This is a genomic window from Pseudomonas sp. TE24901 (genome assembly GCF_054058375.1).
In genome coordinates, this window is sequence record NZ_JBSSAF010000002.1 from 504,100 (window position 1) to 520,201 (window position 16,102).

Below are 16,102 nucleotides of genomic sequence, written 5' to 3' on the forward strand. Positions count from 1 at the left end.
ATGCAGGTTCATAAGGTTAACTGGCGTGAAGGCATGCTGCTGCGGCCCCAGCACTTGCAACACAACGATCGTTATTATGACCAACAGCTCAACCGTACGCGCTTGCTTGACAGCAACGCATGGGGGTTCCTGAGCCTGGACGTCGACTTGCAGTACCTCAATCTGGGCAAATTCGTGGTTAACGGGGCCCGCGGGGTATTACCGGATGGCAGCCTGTTCGAGTTGGGTGGGCCCATGGAACCGCTCGTACTGGAAGTCCCCGTCAACGCCGCCAGCCAGGGCATCTACCTCGCACTCAGGCTCGCCGCCAGCAGTCAGGTTGAGACCCGCACACGGGAGCAGCCCGAGGTGCAGGCACGTTACGTCGCCTGCGAAGCGGAAGTAGGGGATTCGAATGCCGGTGCAGACTCCCGCTGCCAGATCCATTGCGCCCGGCCGGACCTGCGCCTGGTGCTCGGTGAGCAACGCAGCGAAAACACCTACGTGACGCTCCAGATTGCTCAGTTGCTGAGTTCAAGTATCGAAGGGGGCATTACCCTGGATACCGATTTCTCGCCGACCTTCATCTACCTGCAGGAGGCGGGCTACGTGGCGTCCTGCCTCAAGGAGGTGATCAGCTTGCTGGCGAGTCGGGGCGATGCGATTGCCGAAAGGATTCGTGGGAACGATGGCGCAACCGGTGCACAAGTGGGGGATTTCCTGATGCTGCAGTTGATCAACCGCAGCGAGCCGGTGTTGCGTCACTACCTGGCCCAAGCGCAAGTACGCCCGGAGGGGGTGTACCGTGAACTGTTGTCGGTCCTGGGCGAGTTGTCGACCTTTGCCAGCGAGAGCAAGCGCGCGCACCTCGACATGCGCTACCAGCACAGCGACCAGGGGGCGAGCTTTCGTGCGGTGATGGGCGGCCTGCGTGCTGCGCTGTCGATAGTGCTGGAGCAGCACGCGATCGAGTTGGCGCTGCAGCAGCGTCAATACGGTGTGATGGTGTGCCCGATCAGTGACATCACGCTACTGGGCACTGCGACGTTCATCCTGGTGGCGGCGGCCCCGTGTGATGGAGACGTGCTCCGGTATCGTTTACCGGCCCACCTGAAGATCGGCCCCGTGGAGCGGATACGCGAGCTGGTCAACTTGCAACTGGCGGGCATCAAGGTGCGGCCACTGCCGGTGGCGCCACGCCAGATGCCGTTTCATGCAGGCAAAACCTATTTCATGCTTGAACTCAGCGCGTCTGACGTCACGCGATTGGAACAGTCGGGTGGCTTTGCCTTCCACGTGAGTGGCGAGTTCACTGAGTTGGAGCTCAGCTTCTGGGCTATCAGGAATTGAATACGATGAACAAGGACAGTGAATACCCCTCCGACGAAAAAACCGTGCTGCTTGACCGCGAGGTGGACGGGCCGCCACAGGGGCCGGTGACAGACTTCGTTTCCACCCCCCGGTTCGAGCAGTTGGAAGACCGGATGATCTATGCCGCCACTTGGCAGGGTGCACGGCCTTGCAAAGTGGGGCCTAACACGTTGGTATCAGCCGCCTGGGAGGTGCTGTGTGAAGTGATCCGGCTCAAGCTCAGTACCGGTCGGGAAAACCTGCTGTCCCTCAATGACCGCCTGGGTGCATGCATTGCCCGCTTCGAAACCTGTGCTTTGAATGAGGGCATCGAGAGCAGCCAGGTGATGTGCGCACGTTACGTGTTATGCAGCGTGCTGGATGAGGGGGTGGTCACCACGGCATGGGGCAATCACAGCGACTGGTCGAAGGTCAGCCTGCTGAGCCGGTTTCACCACGAGACGTTTGGTGGAGAAAAGTTTTTCGAGGTACTGGATCGCCTGTCACGGGATCCGGTCAAGCACCTGGCAACCCTGGAGCTTCTGTACCTGTGCCTGGCGTTGGGGTTCGAAGGCAAATACAGGGTGATGACGCGAGGAGGGGAGCAGCTTGAGGCGATTCGGGATGCCTTGTATCGACAGATCAGGCATGTGCGTGGCGACCCGCCGCCTCTCTTCACGGCGCCACCCTCGGCAGGCGCGCCGCGCCGCAGGCGACTGCCTGTTGTTTCGGCCACCGGGTGCGCCGTGTGTGGCCTGGTCGTAGTGCTGGCGATGTATTCGGGAGCCGCCTGGGTATTGGGGCAACAGCGCGACGACATACTGCAACGCTATCAATCTTCAGCGCCGGTTTTGACGCGCGCGACTCAGTAACGCAGGGAATATTCAATGAACGCATTCTTCAAGGGCGCGGGCACCGTGCTGCGCAAGCGTTGGGCATGGAGCCTGCTGCTGGTGCTTTCGATGGCCTGTATGGTCTGGTTCCTCGGGCCACTGCTGGCCGTGGATGACCACCGGTTCTGGAAAAGTCCAACGGCCCGACTGTCGACGATCAGCCTGTTGTTTCTGCTGTGGGGCCTGGCGATGGTGATTGCCAGCGCGCGTCACACCGTTCGGCAGGGTAAACCTGAGCACCAGGCGCGAAACAGGCATCAAGGTCTTGTGGAGAACGAACGCAGGCACGTACGCGGGCGTTTCAAGGAGGCCCTGCATACCCTGAAAACCACTCACCGTTATGCGGGTTGAGGCACAGGATGGCGTCGCGATTTGCCCTGGTACTTGCTGATCGGCCAGCAGGGGAGTGGCAAGTCCAGCCTGTTGGCCGCCAGCGGTGTGCAATCGCCGCTGGATCGCACAGAGCCGGCAACCCCTCAGGGTACGGCCTTCTGTGACTGGTATTTCGCCGACCAGGGTGTGCTGGTGGAAACCGCTGGACGTTACTTGAGCCAGCTCGACAGCCCGGTAGATGCTGCGGGCTGGGCGACCTTGCTGGGCCTGTGCAAGGCCAGGCGCCGGACTCGACCGCTCAATGGCGTGGTTGTGACAGTGTCGATCGAGACCTTGCTGGGCAGCAACGCGCACGACCTGAACCTGCATGCCCGGCAGGTTCATTCCCGACTACAGGACATCCAGCAGGTGTTGCATGTCGACGTACCGATCTATCTGGTCCTGACCCAGGCAGACCACCTGCCGGGATACGCCGAATTCTTCGATACGCCTCTGAACGAGGGGGCCGACGGCGTATTGGGTGCGCCTGTGGTGATCGGCAAGGCTGGGGCCGACGTCGGTGTGGTGCGCCAGGCATTCGAGGCGTTGGTGCAGCGCTTGAGCGGTGAATTGATCACGCGTTTGCACCAGGAGCGCAGCACGGAGCGTCGCGCTCGGATTCTGGATTTCCCACTACAGTTGGCGCAAATCGGTGAGCGTTTGTGCCAGTTCATCGAATTGGCGTTCTGCGCCCATCGTTATCAGCGCATCAACGGGCTGCGCGGTTTTTACCTGAGCAGCGCTGCTGAACGTCGCCCTCCCTTCGGGCAGGGCCTGTTCGCCCGGGTGATTTTTGCCGAGGCGGATCTTGCGGGGCTTCAGAGGCCAGAGTTGCGCCGCCTGCGCCGACGCCAGGGAGCCCTGGCGATTACGGCTGTCCTCGTCGTGGGCCTCGCCGCCGGGCTGTGGTGGCACAGCTACTCGGCCAATCATCAGCGGCTTGAACAGCTGGCCTTTCTGGCCGAGGCTTCGACTCCGGCGCAACCCGGTGCGGACGAAACCCTGGCGCTGCTGCCCTTGCTGGACAACCGCCTGGCATCCACGCGGGTGTTTGCGCTTGCGGCGGACACGCACTGGATTGAACGGGCTGGCTTGTACCAGGGAGAGGCCACGCGGGCGCCGTTGGTCAGGGCCTATGAAGAGGCGTTGCTGCAACTGTTTTTGTCCCAGGTGACCCGTCTCCTCGAAGCCCAGGTGCGAACGAGCCTTGGCAACCGTGAACACTTGCTGGACAACCTGCGTGCGTACCTGATGCTCAGCCTGCCCGCACGCCGTGATACGGGATGGTTGGCGCAACGCATGGCGGGGCATTGGTCCTTGCGCCATGCGGGTGAGCCGGCGGTACAGGCGCGTTTGAATGAACATTTCAGTCGCCTGCTCGAGCATCCTTTCGCTGCCCGGTTGGATGAAAACCTGATAGCTCAGGCACGCCAAGCGCTGCGGGGCGAGTCGCTGGCGGAGGTGGTCTATCGCGTGTTGCGCGAACAATCGCGCAACCTGGAGCCGTATCGCCTCGCAGATGGCCGTGTGTTCGAGGGGCTCGATCCCCCCATTCCCGGTTTCTACGGCAAACGGTACCTGCAGTATTTCGAGAAGCAAGGTCCCCGGCTGGTCAATGCGATTGCTCAGGACAATTGGGTATTGGGAGAGGCCACCGATCTCAGTGCGATGGACCTGCGCCGCTTGATGGTCGAGTTACAGCAACGCTACTTCAGTGAATATGCCGACGCCTGGGCCAATGCCCTGGGCGGTATCCGCTTGCGCAGCACCGAGGACCTCAAGCAGGGCGCCGAGCAGTTGGCGAACCTGACCTCGGCGCAGTCACCGCTGGTGCTGATGTTGCAGCAGATTCTTGAAAATACGCGTTTGCTGCCTGGCAACGCCACGCTGGAGACCTTGACCCACGACGCGGGCGGGGCGCTCGGCACGGCGATAGAGTCGAGGGTACCCGAGGCGCTGCTTGGCCAGCTGCCCTTGGCCGGCCCTGATGATGCCGCGCGGCGGGCATTGCAGCGCCGTTTCGAACCTCTGCATCAGCTGCTGGATGACCAGCAGAACCCGGGTGCCGAGTTGACCCAGGTGCTACGCCAGCTCGACGCTTTGCACCTGCAGCTGGCAGCCCTGGACAGAGAGGGAACACCCGAGCAGGCCGCCTTCCAGCTTGCCAAACGGCGCATGGAGGGGCAGCAGGACGCATTGAGTCAGTTGCGTAACGCTACGACACGCCTGCCGCTTCCGATCAAGGGTTGGCTCGAAGGCATTGCCGACGACAGTTGGCGCCATCTGCTCGATGACGCCTATGTGTATGTAAACCAGCGCTATCAAGGCGAGGTGTACGGCCTTTATGCCAAGGCAATCCGGCAGCGATACCCGTTTAATGCCCACGCCGCCAGTGACGTGGCACTGAGCGATTTTCAGGAGTTTTTCAAACCCCAGGGCGTTCTGGCGCGGTTCCACGACGCTTACTTGAAGCCATTTGTAGGCATCGACGCCAACCGCTATCGCTTGCGCGGGCTGGAGGGCCGCAGCCTGCCGATGTCGCGCTCGCTGCTGGAACAGTTGACCAAGGCACATACCGTCCGCCGCAGCTTTTTCAGCGGGGACCAGGGGGAGTGGGCGGTTCGTTTCACACTGGCGCCCTACAGCCTGGACCAGGCTGTCAGCCGTGCGACCCTGCGGGTTGGCGACCAGCAACTGGAGTACCGTCATGGGCCAATCATGCCATTGGCACTGGCCTGGCCCTATGAGGCTGAAAATGGCCGCAGCAGCCTGGTGCTTGAGCGGGAAGCCGAGCAACCCCTGGGCATCGAGAAAAACAGCGGCGCCTGGTCGTTGTTTCGATTCTTTGAATTGATGCAGAGCGAGCCGGCGAACGGTCGGGATACGCAAATACTCAAGGCGGACCTTGCCGGTTTGCGTGCCAACTACCTATTGGTCAGCCAGCGCACGCCCAGCCCATTCCAGATGGATGCCTGGCGCACCTTCCGTTTGCCGGAGCAACTATGAATGCGCACGAACAGGCCTGGCACAGTGCTGCACGCACTGAGCAAGGCAAGGGGCGGGCGCGCAACGAAGATGCGTTCCTTGACCGTGGGCAAAGCGGTTGTTGGGCGGTGGCGGATGGAATGGGAGGGCATGGGGCCGGGCATGTGGCCAGTCGCTCGGTGGTCGACAGCCTTGCTGCGCTGCCCGGCGAGGGCAATCTTGACCAACGGATAGACGCTGTCCGACGGTGTTTGCAACGGTTGAACCGGCGCCTGAGCGACTGCGACGCGCACGATGTCATGGGCAGCACCGTGATGGTGTTGTTGCTCGATGACCGTCGTGCGGCGTGCCTGTGGGCGGGGGATAGCCGTTGCTACCTGTGGCGTGGGCAACGCCTGTACCAGTTGTCGCAGGACCACTCCCTGCTGCGCCAATTGATGGAAGAGCAACGGATGAGCCAAGAGCAGGCCCAGGCCCATCCAGATGCCAGGGCCCTGACCCGCGCTGTGGGGGCAGGGCACTCGCTGCGTCTTGAGGTGCTGGAGCTCAGCACCCGGCCGGGTGATGTGTTTCTACTGTGCAGCGATGGCGTTTACCAGGGGCTTAGCCATGCTGAACTGGGCAACGCCCTGGGCAGGGGCACGCCGCACCAGGTGCTGGATCAGTTGTTTGCAGCCGCCTTGCGCGGGCCTTGTCGGGACGACCTGACGGCCGTGGTGGTGCAGCCGCGATGACGGCTGCCGAGACACCGGCGCTGCTGGCTGGGCGTTACTACCTGGAACGTGTATTGGGCTCGGGCGGGATGGGGGTGGTTTACCGCGCGCGCGACCTGTTGCACGAACAGTTTGGTGAGCCAAACTCGGCGGTGGCCCTCAAGGTGTTGGGCGAGCCCCTCTCCCAGGTGCCCGACGCACCTGCATTGCTCTACAGTGAATTTGCCCTGACGCGTGGGTTGCTGCACCCGCATGTCGTGCGGGTGTTTTCGTTTGAAGTCGACACCCGCAACCAAACCGCATTTTTCACCATGGAATTGATGCACGGGCTCACACTCGACCAACTGTTGAAGGAACGTTCAGGCGGCCTGCCCTGGCAAGCCTTGCAACCGATCGCAGTGCAATTGCTCGATGCGTTGGCCTATGTCCATCGACAAGGCGTACTGCATGGCGATGTAAAACCGGTGAACATCATGATGGGCGAAGGCGGGGTGCGTTTGTTCGATTTTGGCCTCGGCCATTGCCAGGCGCAGGCCGAGGCCGGGTTGCCGTGTTTGAGCCGTGATCGCCTCAACGCCTGGACCCCGGCCTACGCGGCCCCGGAGTTGCTGGCCGGAAGTGCCTTGACGGCCAGTGCCGACCTTTACGCCGTCGCCTGTGTGTTGTTCGAGTTGGCCCACGGCAAGCGCCTGGGCGAGCGTCGACCGACCGAGCGGCTGCCTCGGCCCCGGCAATTGCCCAGGCATTGTTGGGCTGCGTTACGTTCGGCATTGGCCGTGGACCCCGGGCAGCGAACCCTCTGTGTGGCGGAGCTGGGAGAGGCCATGGCGCGTTCCGGGCGGCGCTGGTTCAGGTAGCGGGCAGGTCATGCAATTGGCAGTATTCGGCCCAACTCAAGCCGGCCATCTGTGCGACTTCCCTGTGCACTTCAAGGCGTTGGGCCTCGAAGGCGTGTGGCGATTCCGCGGTGAGCTTGAGAGTCAGCTCCCAGGCGAACAACCCCTGGCTCTCGGCTTCGGCTTCAAAGGCTTCATGCAGGCGTTCGGCACGGTAGTGTGCCAGGGTTTCGCCTTTGGCCTGGGCGGCCAAGGGGTTCAGCGAGTCCAGTTCGGTGGCAACGTCCGGGTGCTCTTTAAGGAATCTGTCGAGGGCCAGTTGGTGGTTATCGCCAGGTGGGGTCAAAGGTAGGCTCCAAGTAGTGTTAAGGGCATTGTTTAAGCGCTGGATGATGCCTGTTGAGGTTAGCCCACGAAGCGCCGCGAATCACGAAATCTGAAGAGGGGCAGCCCCCAGGCCCTGAGGCGGGCAACCAAACAGGCGCCGGCTATTGAAAAATTGCCTGTGGCGCGGCAAAAGCCTTTCGCTCCTGGTGCCAGGACGTGTAGCGTTACCCAGGATTTGCGGGGGGAGTGCCTGATGGGGCACAGAGCGATGGGCAGAGGGATGGGTCATGGCGAAAACGCTGTTCAAACTGTTCCTGACTCAACGCCTGGCGGCCTTGGCCAGCACGGAGTCGCTGCGCGCTATCCGTGAGGGGCTGTTGTGGATCTTGCCCTGCCTGCTGGTGTCGGCCGGTTTTCTGATCCTGTCCGAGTGCGCCAAGGTCCTGGGTTTCGACCCGCAGGTGGTGGCGTTCCTGGCCGGGCTGCACAACCAGATCAGTTCGGTGATTCCGCTGCTGGTGGCGGCTTCGATTGGCTACATGCTCGCGATTCAACACCGCCTGCCGCAGTTGCCGGTCGCCTTTCTGTGCCTGGCCCATGTGGTGGTCGCCACCTTTGTATTGCGTGAATACCCCCGGGCCTCGGCCACCTTCGTGTTGTTTATCGCCATTGCCTCGCCGCTGATCAATGTGCCGGCGGTTGCCTGGCTGCACCGCTTTCGCTGGACTCGCCTGGTCAACGAAGACCTGGTAGGGCACAACTTGCGGGGCACCATCAACATGGTGGTGCCGGGTGCGATCACCGCGTTGTGCCTGGTGATGGTGTTGTCGATGCTGTTGCAGATTCCGTATGTGGCGCAACTGCAGGGGCCGCAGGTGCTTGATGCGCTGCAAGCGCCCTATGGCAGTGGTTTGTTCGTGACCCTGATGAACTCGCTGCTGTGGTTTTTTGGCATCCACGGCGTGTATGCCATGCAGCCGTTGTTCGATGTGCTGGACCAGGCCGTGGTGCTCAACGGTGCGTCGTTGGCGGCGGGTGAACCGATCAAGTACCTGCTCAACAGTGGCCTGCTGGGCTGTTTCGCCTTCATTGGTGGCTCGGGCGGCGCGTTGTGCCTGTTGCTGGCGATCCTGCTGTTTTCAAAGAGCCAATCCATGCGCCTGATGGCGATGGCCAGCCTGCCGCTGTCGTTGTTCAACGTCAGCGAAGTGCTGCTGTTTGGCTTGCCCATCATCCTGAACCCGCGGTTGTTCATCCCGTTTCTGTTGGTGCCGGCGATCAACGCCATGGTGGCGCTGACGGTGGTGCAGTTGGGCTGGGTGTCGCCTGCGGTGGCAAGTGTGCCGTTCACCGCGCCGGTGTTGCTAAACGCGTATTTGAGCACTCATGGGGACGTGGCTGCAGTGGTGCTGCAAATGGCGCTCCTGGGCGTCGGCACGTTGGTTTACGCCCCCTACGTTAGAGCGATTCACCGCCAATCCACCGAAGGCGGCACGGTGTACCTCAAGTCACTGGACATGACCTTCCGCGGTCTCGAAGAGAAAGGTCGCCTGTTGGAGTTGGACCCGGTGTTGGCGTCCCACAAGACCCTGGCGCGCCAGGCGGTGGAGCTGAGCCGCATCCAGCAGATCAGCGATTACGAGTTCTACCTCGAATTCCAGCCTCAGGTTTCCACGCGTACTGGCCTGTGCACCGGCTGCGAAGCGTTGATGCGTGCCCGTGACAACCAGGGCACGGTGCACTCACCCTGGGAGTTCCTGCAATGGCTGGCCCAGGCCCGGTTGATGCCCGATGTGGATGTGTGGGTGGCGTCCCAGGCGGTGCGCCAATACCAGAAGTGGCAGAAGATCGGCTTTGCCTTGCCGATGACCATCAACATCTCCAGCGCCACCCTGACGGACGCCGCTTATGGGGATCGCCTGGTGGAAATCCTCACCCAGGCCCACGGCCAAGTGTCGGTGGAAATCACCGAAGACGCGCTGGTCAGCGACATCCAGGTCACGCGCCGGACCATCCAGAAACTGCAGGCGATTGGCGCCAAGGTGTATATCGATGACTTTGGCACTGGGTTCTCCGCCTTGAGCTACTTGCACCAATTTCCGGTGGACTTCATCAAGATCGACCGCAGCTTTGTGGTGGCACAGCACGACCCCAAGGGCGCCCAGGTGCTCACCGGCATGCTGCGCTTTTGTGAGGCGCTGAACCTGGGCGTGGTGGTCGAGGGCGTGGAGACGGCCGAGCAGTTGGCGTTCCTCAATACCGGCACTGAGCTCTTCATCCAGGGCTGGTATTTCAGCAAGGCACTGCCCGGCGATCAGTTGCAGGGGTTTGTGCGTGCGCGTGCGGCGGCGCAGGCTTAGGCCTGGGCCGACGCGTAGTCGCGCTGGGTCTGTTCGATTTCTTCGACCAGCCCATCGATGCGCGCCAGGCGTGCGCGGTTGTCGTGGTCCCACGGGTGAAAGCCCGGTTTGAAGTAGTGCAGCCAGGGGCGCAGCATGCGTGGGAACACGCCTTTGGGGCCATACAGGAACTTGAGCATGCGCCAGAAGCCCTTCAGAAACCCGACCGATTTGCGGTCGGCAATCAACAACCGCACGTGAAAGTCGAACACCACCAGCCAGAAGAACACCGTGGTGGTCAGCATGGTGCCGGTGCGCAGCAGATAGCGCTTTGGCCCGGGCGCGATCACCGTGTTCCACACATCGAAGGCCACGGCTTTGTGCTCGGTTTCTTCGAGGGCATGCCAGTACCACATTTGCTGGTAGCCCTTGAGCGAATCGCCGAAACGCGACGGGTCGCTGAGCAGGATTTCCGCGAGCATGGCGGTGTAGTGCTCAAGGGCGATGGTCACCGCCAGGTTGAACGACGGCGGCAGGTGTTTTTTCTGCAGGTCGAGGATGAACTTGAGGCGCCGGTCCAGGGTGTGCGCCGGCAAGCCCGCCGCTTGCAGCAGGTCGTTGTAGGCCACGTGTTCGCGGCTGTGCATGGCCTCCTGGCCGATGAAACCCTGAATCTCCTTTTTCAATTGCGGGTCGTCGATGCGCTGGCGGTAGTGGCGCACGCTGTCCATGAAAAACAGCTCGCCCTGGGGAAACAACAGTGACAAGGCGTTGAAGAAATGCGTGATGAACGGGCCCTGTTCGTGCCAGTTCTTGATGCGCTCGGCGGGCAAGGCAAAACGAATATCGCGACGGATCGGCAGCATGGCGCGTGCTCCTGTTCAGAGACGGGGTTCGTCGTTGGTTTCAAACACCGGCGTGCGTTGTTTGGGCGCCATGCGCTTGCTGGCGAACACCACCAGGACTTGATACGCAGCGGGCAGGCAACGGGCGAGCAGGTCGAGGAAATAGGCATCGCGGCCGATCAACACGCGGCGTTTGTTTTTGCGCACGCCTTGCAGGATGACCTTGGCGGCTCTGTCGGCATCGGTGATGAACAGCTTTTCGAAGTCGGCGCGGGCCTGTTGCTCGCTGTGGATCAGAAACCCGGTCATGTTCGCGTCGATACGGCTGCTGCGACAGATATCGGTGCGAATGCCACCGGGGTGTACGCAGGTGGCCGAGACACCGCTGCGTTGCAGGTCGAGTTCCTGGCGCAGGGATTCGGTGAAGCCGCGCACGGCAAACTTGGTGGCGTTGTAGCCGCTCATGCCCGGTTGGGCGAACAGCCCGAACACGCTGGAGGTGTTGACCACATGGCCTTCGCCACTGGCTTTGAGGTAGGGCAGGAACGCCTTGGTACCGTGCACCACCCCCCAGAAATTGATGCCGACGATCCATTCGAGGTCGGCGTACTCCACACCTTCCACGGTACTCGACAGCGCCACGCCAGCATTGTTGAAGATCAGGTTGACGCGACCGTGGTCGGCCACACAGCGTGCGGCCCAGGCTTCCATGGCCTGGCGATCGGACACGTCCAGCACCTGGGTGGTGATGGTGACCGGCGACAGCGTCGAGGTCTTGATCAAGTCGAGTGTCTGCTCCAGCCCCTGGCTGTTCTTGTCGGCCAGGGCCAGGTGGCAACCTTCCCGCGCCAGGGCCAATGCCAGGGCACGGCCCATGCCGGACGCCGCACCGGTAATCGCCGCCACGCGGCCGTTGAATGACTTCATGACAGGCTGCCTTCTGTGGTGGAGTGGGGCGCCGGGGCAGGGCGTGGGGCCGGGCTGACGGGCAGCAGGTCTGCCACATAGTCTTTGAGCGCGAACTGCCGGGTGACCTGTTTGAAGCGCCAGGTGGAGCCGGGCCACAGGGTGGTGTTCTTGCCGGTGCGCGGGTCGAGGTACCAGCTCTGGCAACCCCCGGTGTTCCAGATGGTGCGCTTGAGTTTGTCTTGCAGTTGCCGGTTGTAGGCCAGCTCAACGGCGGGTTTGACGTCTACGGTGGCGATGCGGTGCCGCTGCATCTGCTGCAGTGCATCGAGGATGTAGGTGACTTGGGCTTCGATCATCAAGATCATCGAGTTGTGCCCCAGGCCCGTGTTGGGGCCGACGATCAGGAACAGGTTCGGGTACCCCGGCACCGTGGTGCCTTTATAGGCATGGGCGCCGTCGTGCCAGGTGTCCATCAGGTCGATACCGTCGCGCCCGATGATGCAGTCCCGGGGCAGTGGGTCGGTGGCCTGGAAGCCGGTGCCGAAGATCAGGCAGTCGGCCGGGTGCTTGATGCCATCGGCGGTAATCACGCCATCGGCCTCGATGCGCAGTACCTTGTCGGTCACCACCTCCACATTGCTGCGCGAGAGGGCCGGGTAATAGTCGTTGGAGATCAGCACGCGTTTGCAGCCGATGGTGTAGTCCGGCGTCAGGGTCTTGCGCAGGGAAGGCCGGGCCACCTGTTTATGCAGATGGCGTTGGGCAATCTTTTGCACCATTTTCATCAGGCGAGGGTGCAGGGCAAAGCCCACCACACGGCCTTCCAACGCCCAATAGAAAGCGCCGCGCACCAGGCGCTGGGTGAACGGCAGGTGTTTGAAAGCCCAGCGTTCAAAAGACGAAATCGGCCGGTCGGGCTTGGGCATGATCCAAGGCGGCGTGCGCTGGAACAGATCCAGGTGCGCCACCTGCGGTGCAATCTGCGGCACGAACTGGATGGCGCTGGCACCGGTGCCGATCACCGCCACGCGTTTGCCTTTCAGTGAATAGTCATGGTCCCACTGCTGGGAATGGAAGCGCTTGCCCTTGAAGGTGTCGAGCCCCGGAATATCCGGCAGTGCCGGGCGCGACAGCCCGCCCATGCCCGACACCAGCACCCGCGCACTGACCTGGCGGCCATTGTTGAAGGTCAGTTGCCAACGCTGTTGCAGCTCATCGAACACCGCGCGCTGCAAGCCCATGCCGAAACGCAGGAAGGGGGCCAGCCCGAAACGCGCCGCACATTGCTCAAGGTAGGCGCGGATCTCCGCCTGCGGTGCGAACTGCCGGGTCCAGTTCGGGTTGGGCGCAAACGAAAACGAATACACGTGGGATTGCACGTCGCAGGCACAACCTGGGTAGTGGTTGTCTCGCCACGTGCCGCCGAGGCTGTCGGCCTGTTCGGCAATGAAGAAGTCGGTGAGGCCGGCTTCCTTGAGTTTGATCGCCATGCACAGGCCGGCAAAGCCTGAGCCGATGATGGCGATGTCGATTGAATCACTGTGGGCATTCATAGGCTGTCCTTCGTGGGCATCAGATGTGCTCCTGTTTTTTGTTTTGTCTTTTAGATAGAACACCATTGCAAAGGAAAATTGAATTATTTATTTTAAAAAAGATTTTAAATAATCTACCTGAAAATATCGCCTACGCTAGGACCTTGTTCCGCATGTGCGACTTGTCCGACGGACGAGCACGGTATGCATGAAGTTTAGGTCCAGGGTGTGGACGATGGCTGAGGCCTTGATCAATACCGATCAGGTCGCCAGCAGCAGGGAAGCAGAGGACCGAGCTATGGCTGTTGAATGGGTTATTGCTGCGGCTGTGTTGATAGGCGCGAGCGCCGTGTTGTGGGGCTTCAGTGCCTGGATGACACGGCGCATCGAAGCGGCTGTTGCGATCAACGGGCGTTTCGTCGAGGTCGATGGCGAGCGTTTTCATTATGTAGAAGAGGGCAAGGGCCCACCGCTGGTGATGATCCACGGGCTGATGGGCAGCAGTCGCAACCTGACGTATGCCTTGTCTGCCCAATTGCGCGAGCACTTCCGGGTGATCACGCTGGATCGTCCGGGCTCCGGCTATTCCACCCGGCATGCCGGCACGGCGGCGGACCTGCCCGCCCAGGCCCGGCAAATCGCCGCGTTCATCAAGACACTGGACCTGGACAAACCGCTGGTATTGGGACACTCCCTCGGTGGGGCAATCTCCCTGGCGCTGGCGCTTGATCACCCGCACGCCGTTTCCGGGTTGGTCCTGGTGGCGCCGCTGACTCACCCCCAGCGCATGCTCCCGCTGGTGTTCCTGTCTCTGGCGGTGCGCCCGGCCTGGCTACGGCGCTGGATGTCCCACACCTTGACCATGCCCGTCGGGCTGCTGACTAAAGGTTCGGTGGTCAAGGGCGTGTTCGCCCCCGATGCCGCGCCCGCCGACTTCGCCACCCGGGGTGGCGGGTTGCTCGGAATGCGGCCTGACAACTTCTATGCCGCCTCCACCGAGATCAACCTGGTCAACGATGCCTTGCCCGAGATGGTCAAGCGCTACCCCCAATTGACCCTGCCGATCGGCCTGATCTATGGGGCAAAAGACCGGGTGCTGGATTTCCAGAAACACGGCCAGGCTCTGGCCAGCAAGGTGCCAGGGTTGAAGATGCAGGTGGTGGAAGGGCGTGGGCATATGTTGCCGATCACTGCCACAGAGCGCGTCGCCGCGCTGGTGCAGCAGGTGGCCAAGCGTGCTCGGCCGCCTGAAAGCGCCACGGTGTTGCACCCGCCGTTTGCGTTGGCGAGTAAATAATTTTGTGGTTCGGTTCGCGGTTCAACGGCGTCGATGCCTGCTTTAGACACCTGACCAAACGGCTGAAAAAGAGACTGTTCGGTCACGTGAAAAAGGCTCCGAAAAAGTAGTTGACGACCTAACGATTCCGCGCTATTTATTTAAAAAAATTATTTGAATGTCTTATTTGAAATAATTTTTGAAATGCCTAAGAGCGAATAAAATAATGAAAAAAACGTCTTTTATCGCATGGTTGATTTCTCGGGGCAGTCAGCGCTCCGTGTACCTGTTTACTGCTCACATTCATTCCCTGCCAACCCGCTGCGTACGGTGGCTGCCATGAACCAGACCCTGGCCGCACCGCACGTCTGGACCGACGGCAAACGTCACCTCTGGTGGCTTGGCATCATGCCCCTGGCAACCCCGTTGCTCTCCGGCGCTCTGGCAATCACCACCGGCGTACAGCAACTGTGGTGGGTTGGTGTGCTGGTGATCTTCGGCTTGATCCCCTTGATCGATGGCCTGCTGGGCGAAGACGTCAGCAACCCGCCCGAGTCCGCTGTCAGCAACCTCGAATCCCAACGCTACTACCGCTGGATCGTCTACACCGGTGTGCTGTTCGTCATCTCTTCGGTGGTGATCACTGGCTGGTTGGCGGCAGGCGGCATCGACTGGATCATCAACGGTGGCCTGCTGCACGCCACGGCTGCGCTCGATCCTGCCAGCTGGGGGGCGAAAACCGCCGCCTTCATTACCGCCCGCACCGAACTGCACGGCGAAATCAGTTGGTTCACCTATCTGGGCATGGCCATGTCCACCGGAGCGGCTACGGGGATTGCCATCAACACTGCCCATGAACTGGGCCACAAGCCCAACCCGCTGGAAGTGTTCCTGGCCAAGGTCACCCTGGCGCCTACTTTCTACGGACACTTCTACACCGAACACAACCGGGGTCATCACGTACGTGTGGCCACGCCGGAAGATCCTGCCAGCTCGCGCCTGGGTGAGAGTTTCTGGGCGTTCCTGCCACGCTCGGTATGGTTCAGCGCACGCTCGGCCTGGAATCTGGAGCGCGAACGCCTGCGCAAACTCGGCCTGCCGGCCCTGCACTGGAAGAACGCCGTGCTCACCGCCTGGATGTACAGCGTGGTGTTGTGGGGCGCGATGATCCTGTGGCTGGGGGCGGCGGTGATTCCGTTCCTGATCATCCAGGGCATATACGGTTTCTCGCTGCTGGAAGTGGTCAACTATGTCGAGCACTACGGTCTCAAACGCCAGAAGTTGCCCAACGGTCGTTATGAACGTTGTTCGCCACGGCACTCCTGGAACAGCAACCGTATTGTCACCAATATCTTCCTGTTCCAACTGCAGCGGCACTCTGATCATCACGCAAACCCGACACGCAGTTATCAGTCGCTGCGTCACTTTGATGAATCGCCACAACTGCCGTATGGCTACGCGAGCATGATTGTCTGGGCCTATGTGCCGTACTTGTGGCGACGTCGCATGGACCACCGGGTGCTTAACCATTATGCCGGCGATATCACCCTGACCAATCTTCAGCCGTCACAACGTTTGAAGTACCTGGAGAAATACGGCAACAGCGCCAGGCCGTTCTGATGTGAATTTAAAAGTTGTGGGCGTACTCGGGGTCTGTGTATCGCGCAGGTCTCTTACGCCCAAGGTTTACCGGTTTCGTGGCAAGCAAGTTGTTTGACCCTACAACAATAATTTCAAGGGAAGGAC

Annotated in this window: 11 protein-coding genes and 1 pseudogene; 8 read left to right on the top strand and 4 right to left on the bottom strand. The window is 61.3% G+C overall.

Annotation, left to right across the window (positions count from 1 at the left end):
* The 5 genes and pseudogenes from tssK to ACVWVP_RS06020 all read left to right on the top strand — a co-directional run bounded on the left by tssK (nt 1) and on the right by ACVWVP_RS06020 (nt 7,149).
* Nucleotides 1–1,329 carry a type VI secretion system baseplate subunit TssK gene (tssK, locus tag ACVWVP_RS06000; RefSeq protein WP_457404704.1) on the top strand — a complete coding sequence of 443 codons (1,329 nt, stop codon included), beginning with the start codon at nt 1–3 and terminating at the stop codon, nt 1,327–1,329.
* Between the two features lie 5 nt (nt 1,330–1,334).
* A complete protein-coding gene (gene icmH, locus ACVWVP_RS06005) occupies nt 1,335–2,201 on the top strand; it encodes a type IVB secretion system protein IcmH/DotU (protein WP_259171651.1) in 867 nt (288 codons plus the stop codon).
* 15 nt (nt 2,202–2,216) lie between these two features.
* A pseudogene (tssM, locus tag ACVWVP_RS06010) lies at nt 2,217–5,600 on the top strand (type VI secretion system membrane subunit TssM).
* Complete coding sequence (locus ACVWVP_RS06015; RefSeq protein ID WP_178922408.1) at nt 5,597–6,313, top strand: PP2C family protein-serine/threonine phosphatase; 717 nt, start codon at nt 5,597–5,599, stop codon at nt 6,311–6,313. Before tssM ends, ACVWVP_RS06015 begins: the two are co-directional and overlap by 4 nt.
* On the top strand, nt 6,310–7,149 hold the full coding sequence (locus ACVWVP_RS06020) for a serine/threonine-protein kinase (RefSeq protein ID WP_457404707.1): 840 nt from the start codon (nt 6,310–6,312) through the stop codon (nt 7,147–7,149). The genes ACVWVP_RS06015 and ACVWVP_RS06020 overlap by 4 nt, the downstream gene beginning before the upstream one ends.
* Here the strand turns inward: ACVWVP_RS06020 and ACVWVP_RS06025 are convergent.
* Complete coding sequence (locus ACVWVP_RS06025; RefSeq protein ID WP_178922418.1) at nt 7,142–7,474, bottom strand: DUF6388 family protein; 333 nt, start codon at nt 7,472–7,474, stop codon at nt 7,142–7,144. The two genes, ACVWVP_RS06020 and ACVWVP_RS06025, sit on opposite strands and share 8 nt — an antisense overlap.
* Before the next feature lie 268 nt (nt 7,475–7,742).
* Here ACVWVP_RS06025 and ACVWVP_RS06030 point away from each other — a divergent pair, with 268 nt between their 5' ends.
* Entirely contained in the window at nt 7,743–9,815 is a 2,073-nt protein-coding gene (locus ACVWVP_RS06030) for a PTS sugar transporter subunit IIC/EAL domain-containing protein (protein WP_178922420.1), read from the top strand.
* Here ACVWVP_RS06030 and ACVWVP_RS06035 read toward each other — a convergent pair.
* Genes ACVWVP_RS06035 through ACVWVP_RS06045 form a run of 3 tightly spaced genes read right to left on the bottom strand, consistent with a single transcriptional unit; the run spans nt 9,812 to nt 13,101 of the window.
* Nucleotides 9,812–10,660 carry a metal-dependent hydrolase gene (locus tag ACVWVP_RS06035; RefSeq protein ID WP_457404711.1) on the bottom strand — a complete coding sequence of 283 codons (849 nt, stop codon included), beginning with the start codon at nt 10,658–10,660 and terminating at the stop codon, nt 9,812–9,814. The genes ACVWVP_RS06030 and ACVWVP_RS06035 overlap by 4 nt on opposite strands.
* A gap of 15 nt (nt 10,661–10,675) precedes the next feature.
* Nucleotides 10,676–11,566 carry an SDR family NAD(P)-dependent oxidoreductase gene (locus tag ACVWVP_RS06040; protein ID WP_457404713.1) on the bottom strand — a complete coding sequence of 297 codons (891 nt, stop codon included), beginning with the start codon at nt 11,564–11,566 and terminating at the stop codon, nt 10,676–10,678.
* Nucleotides 11,563–13,101, bottom strand: a complete 1,539-nt coding sequence (locus ACVWVP_RS06045) for a flavin-containing monooxygenase (RefSeq protein WP_178922426.1) — start codon at nt 13,099–13,101, stop codon at nt 11,563–11,565. The genes ACVWVP_RS06040 and ACVWVP_RS06045 overlap by 4 nt, the downstream gene beginning before the upstream one ends.
* A gap of 277 nt (nt 13,102–13,378) precedes the next feature.
* Between ACVWVP_RS06045 and ACVWVP_RS06050 the strand changes: the two genes are divergently transcribed.
* Together ACVWVP_RS06050 and ACVWVP_RS06055 are read left to right on the top strand one after the other, a co-directional pair.
* Nucleotides 13,379–14,377 (top strand): alpha/beta fold hydrolase, encoded by a 999-nt coding sequence (locus ACVWVP_RS06050; protein WP_178922428.1) that lies wholly within the window; start codon nt 13,379–13,381, stop codon nt 14,375–14,377.
* Between the two features lie 318 nt (nt 14,378–14,695).
* Entirely contained in the window at nt 14,696–15,976 is a 1,281-nt protein-coding gene (locus ACVWVP_RS06055) for an alkane 1-monooxygenase (protein WP_178922430.1), read from the top strand.
* Nucleotides 15,977–16,102 lie beyond the last annotated feature (126 nt).

Coding starts and splice junctions, on each gene's coding strand:
- icmH (WP_259171651.1), top strand. CDS start 1,335: ATGAACAAGGACAGTGAATACCCCTCCGACGAAAAAACCGTGCTGCTT.
- ACVWVP_RS06035 (WP_457404711.1), bottom strand. CDS start 10,660: ATGCTGCCGATCCGTCGCGATATTCGTTTTGCCTTGCCCGCCGAGCGC.
- ACVWVP_RS06030 (WP_178922420.1), top strand. CDS start 7,743: ATGGCGAAAACGCTGTTCAAACTGTTCCTGACTCAACGCCTGGCGGCC.
- ACVWVP_RS06040 (WP_457404713.1), bottom strand. CDS start 11,566: ATGAAGTCATTCAACGGCCGCGTGGCGGCGATTACCGGTGCGGCGTCC.
- ACVWVP_RS06045 (WP_178922426.1), bottom strand. CDS start 13,101: ATGAATGCCCACAGTGATTCAATCGACATCGCCATCATCGGCTCAGGC.
- ACVWVP_RS06050 (WP_178922428.1), top strand. CDS start 13,379: ATGGCTGTTGAATGGGTTATTGCTGCGGCTGTGTTGATAGGCGCGAGC.
- tssK (WP_457404704.1), top strand. CDS start 1: ATGCAGGTTCATAAGGTTAACTGGCGTGAAGGCATGCTGCTGCGGCCC.
- ACVWVP_RS06020 (WP_457404707.1), top strand. CDS start 6,310: ATGACGGCTGCCGAGACACCGGCGCTGCTGGCTGGGCGTTACTACCTG.
- ACVWVP_RS06055 (WP_178922430.1), top strand. CDS start 14,696: ATGAACCAGACCCTGGCCGCACCGCACGTCTGGACCGACGGCAAACGT.
- ACVWVP_RS06015 (WP_178922408.1), top strand. CDS start 5,597: ATGAATGCGCACGAACAGGCCTGGCACAGTGCTGCACGCACTGAGCAA.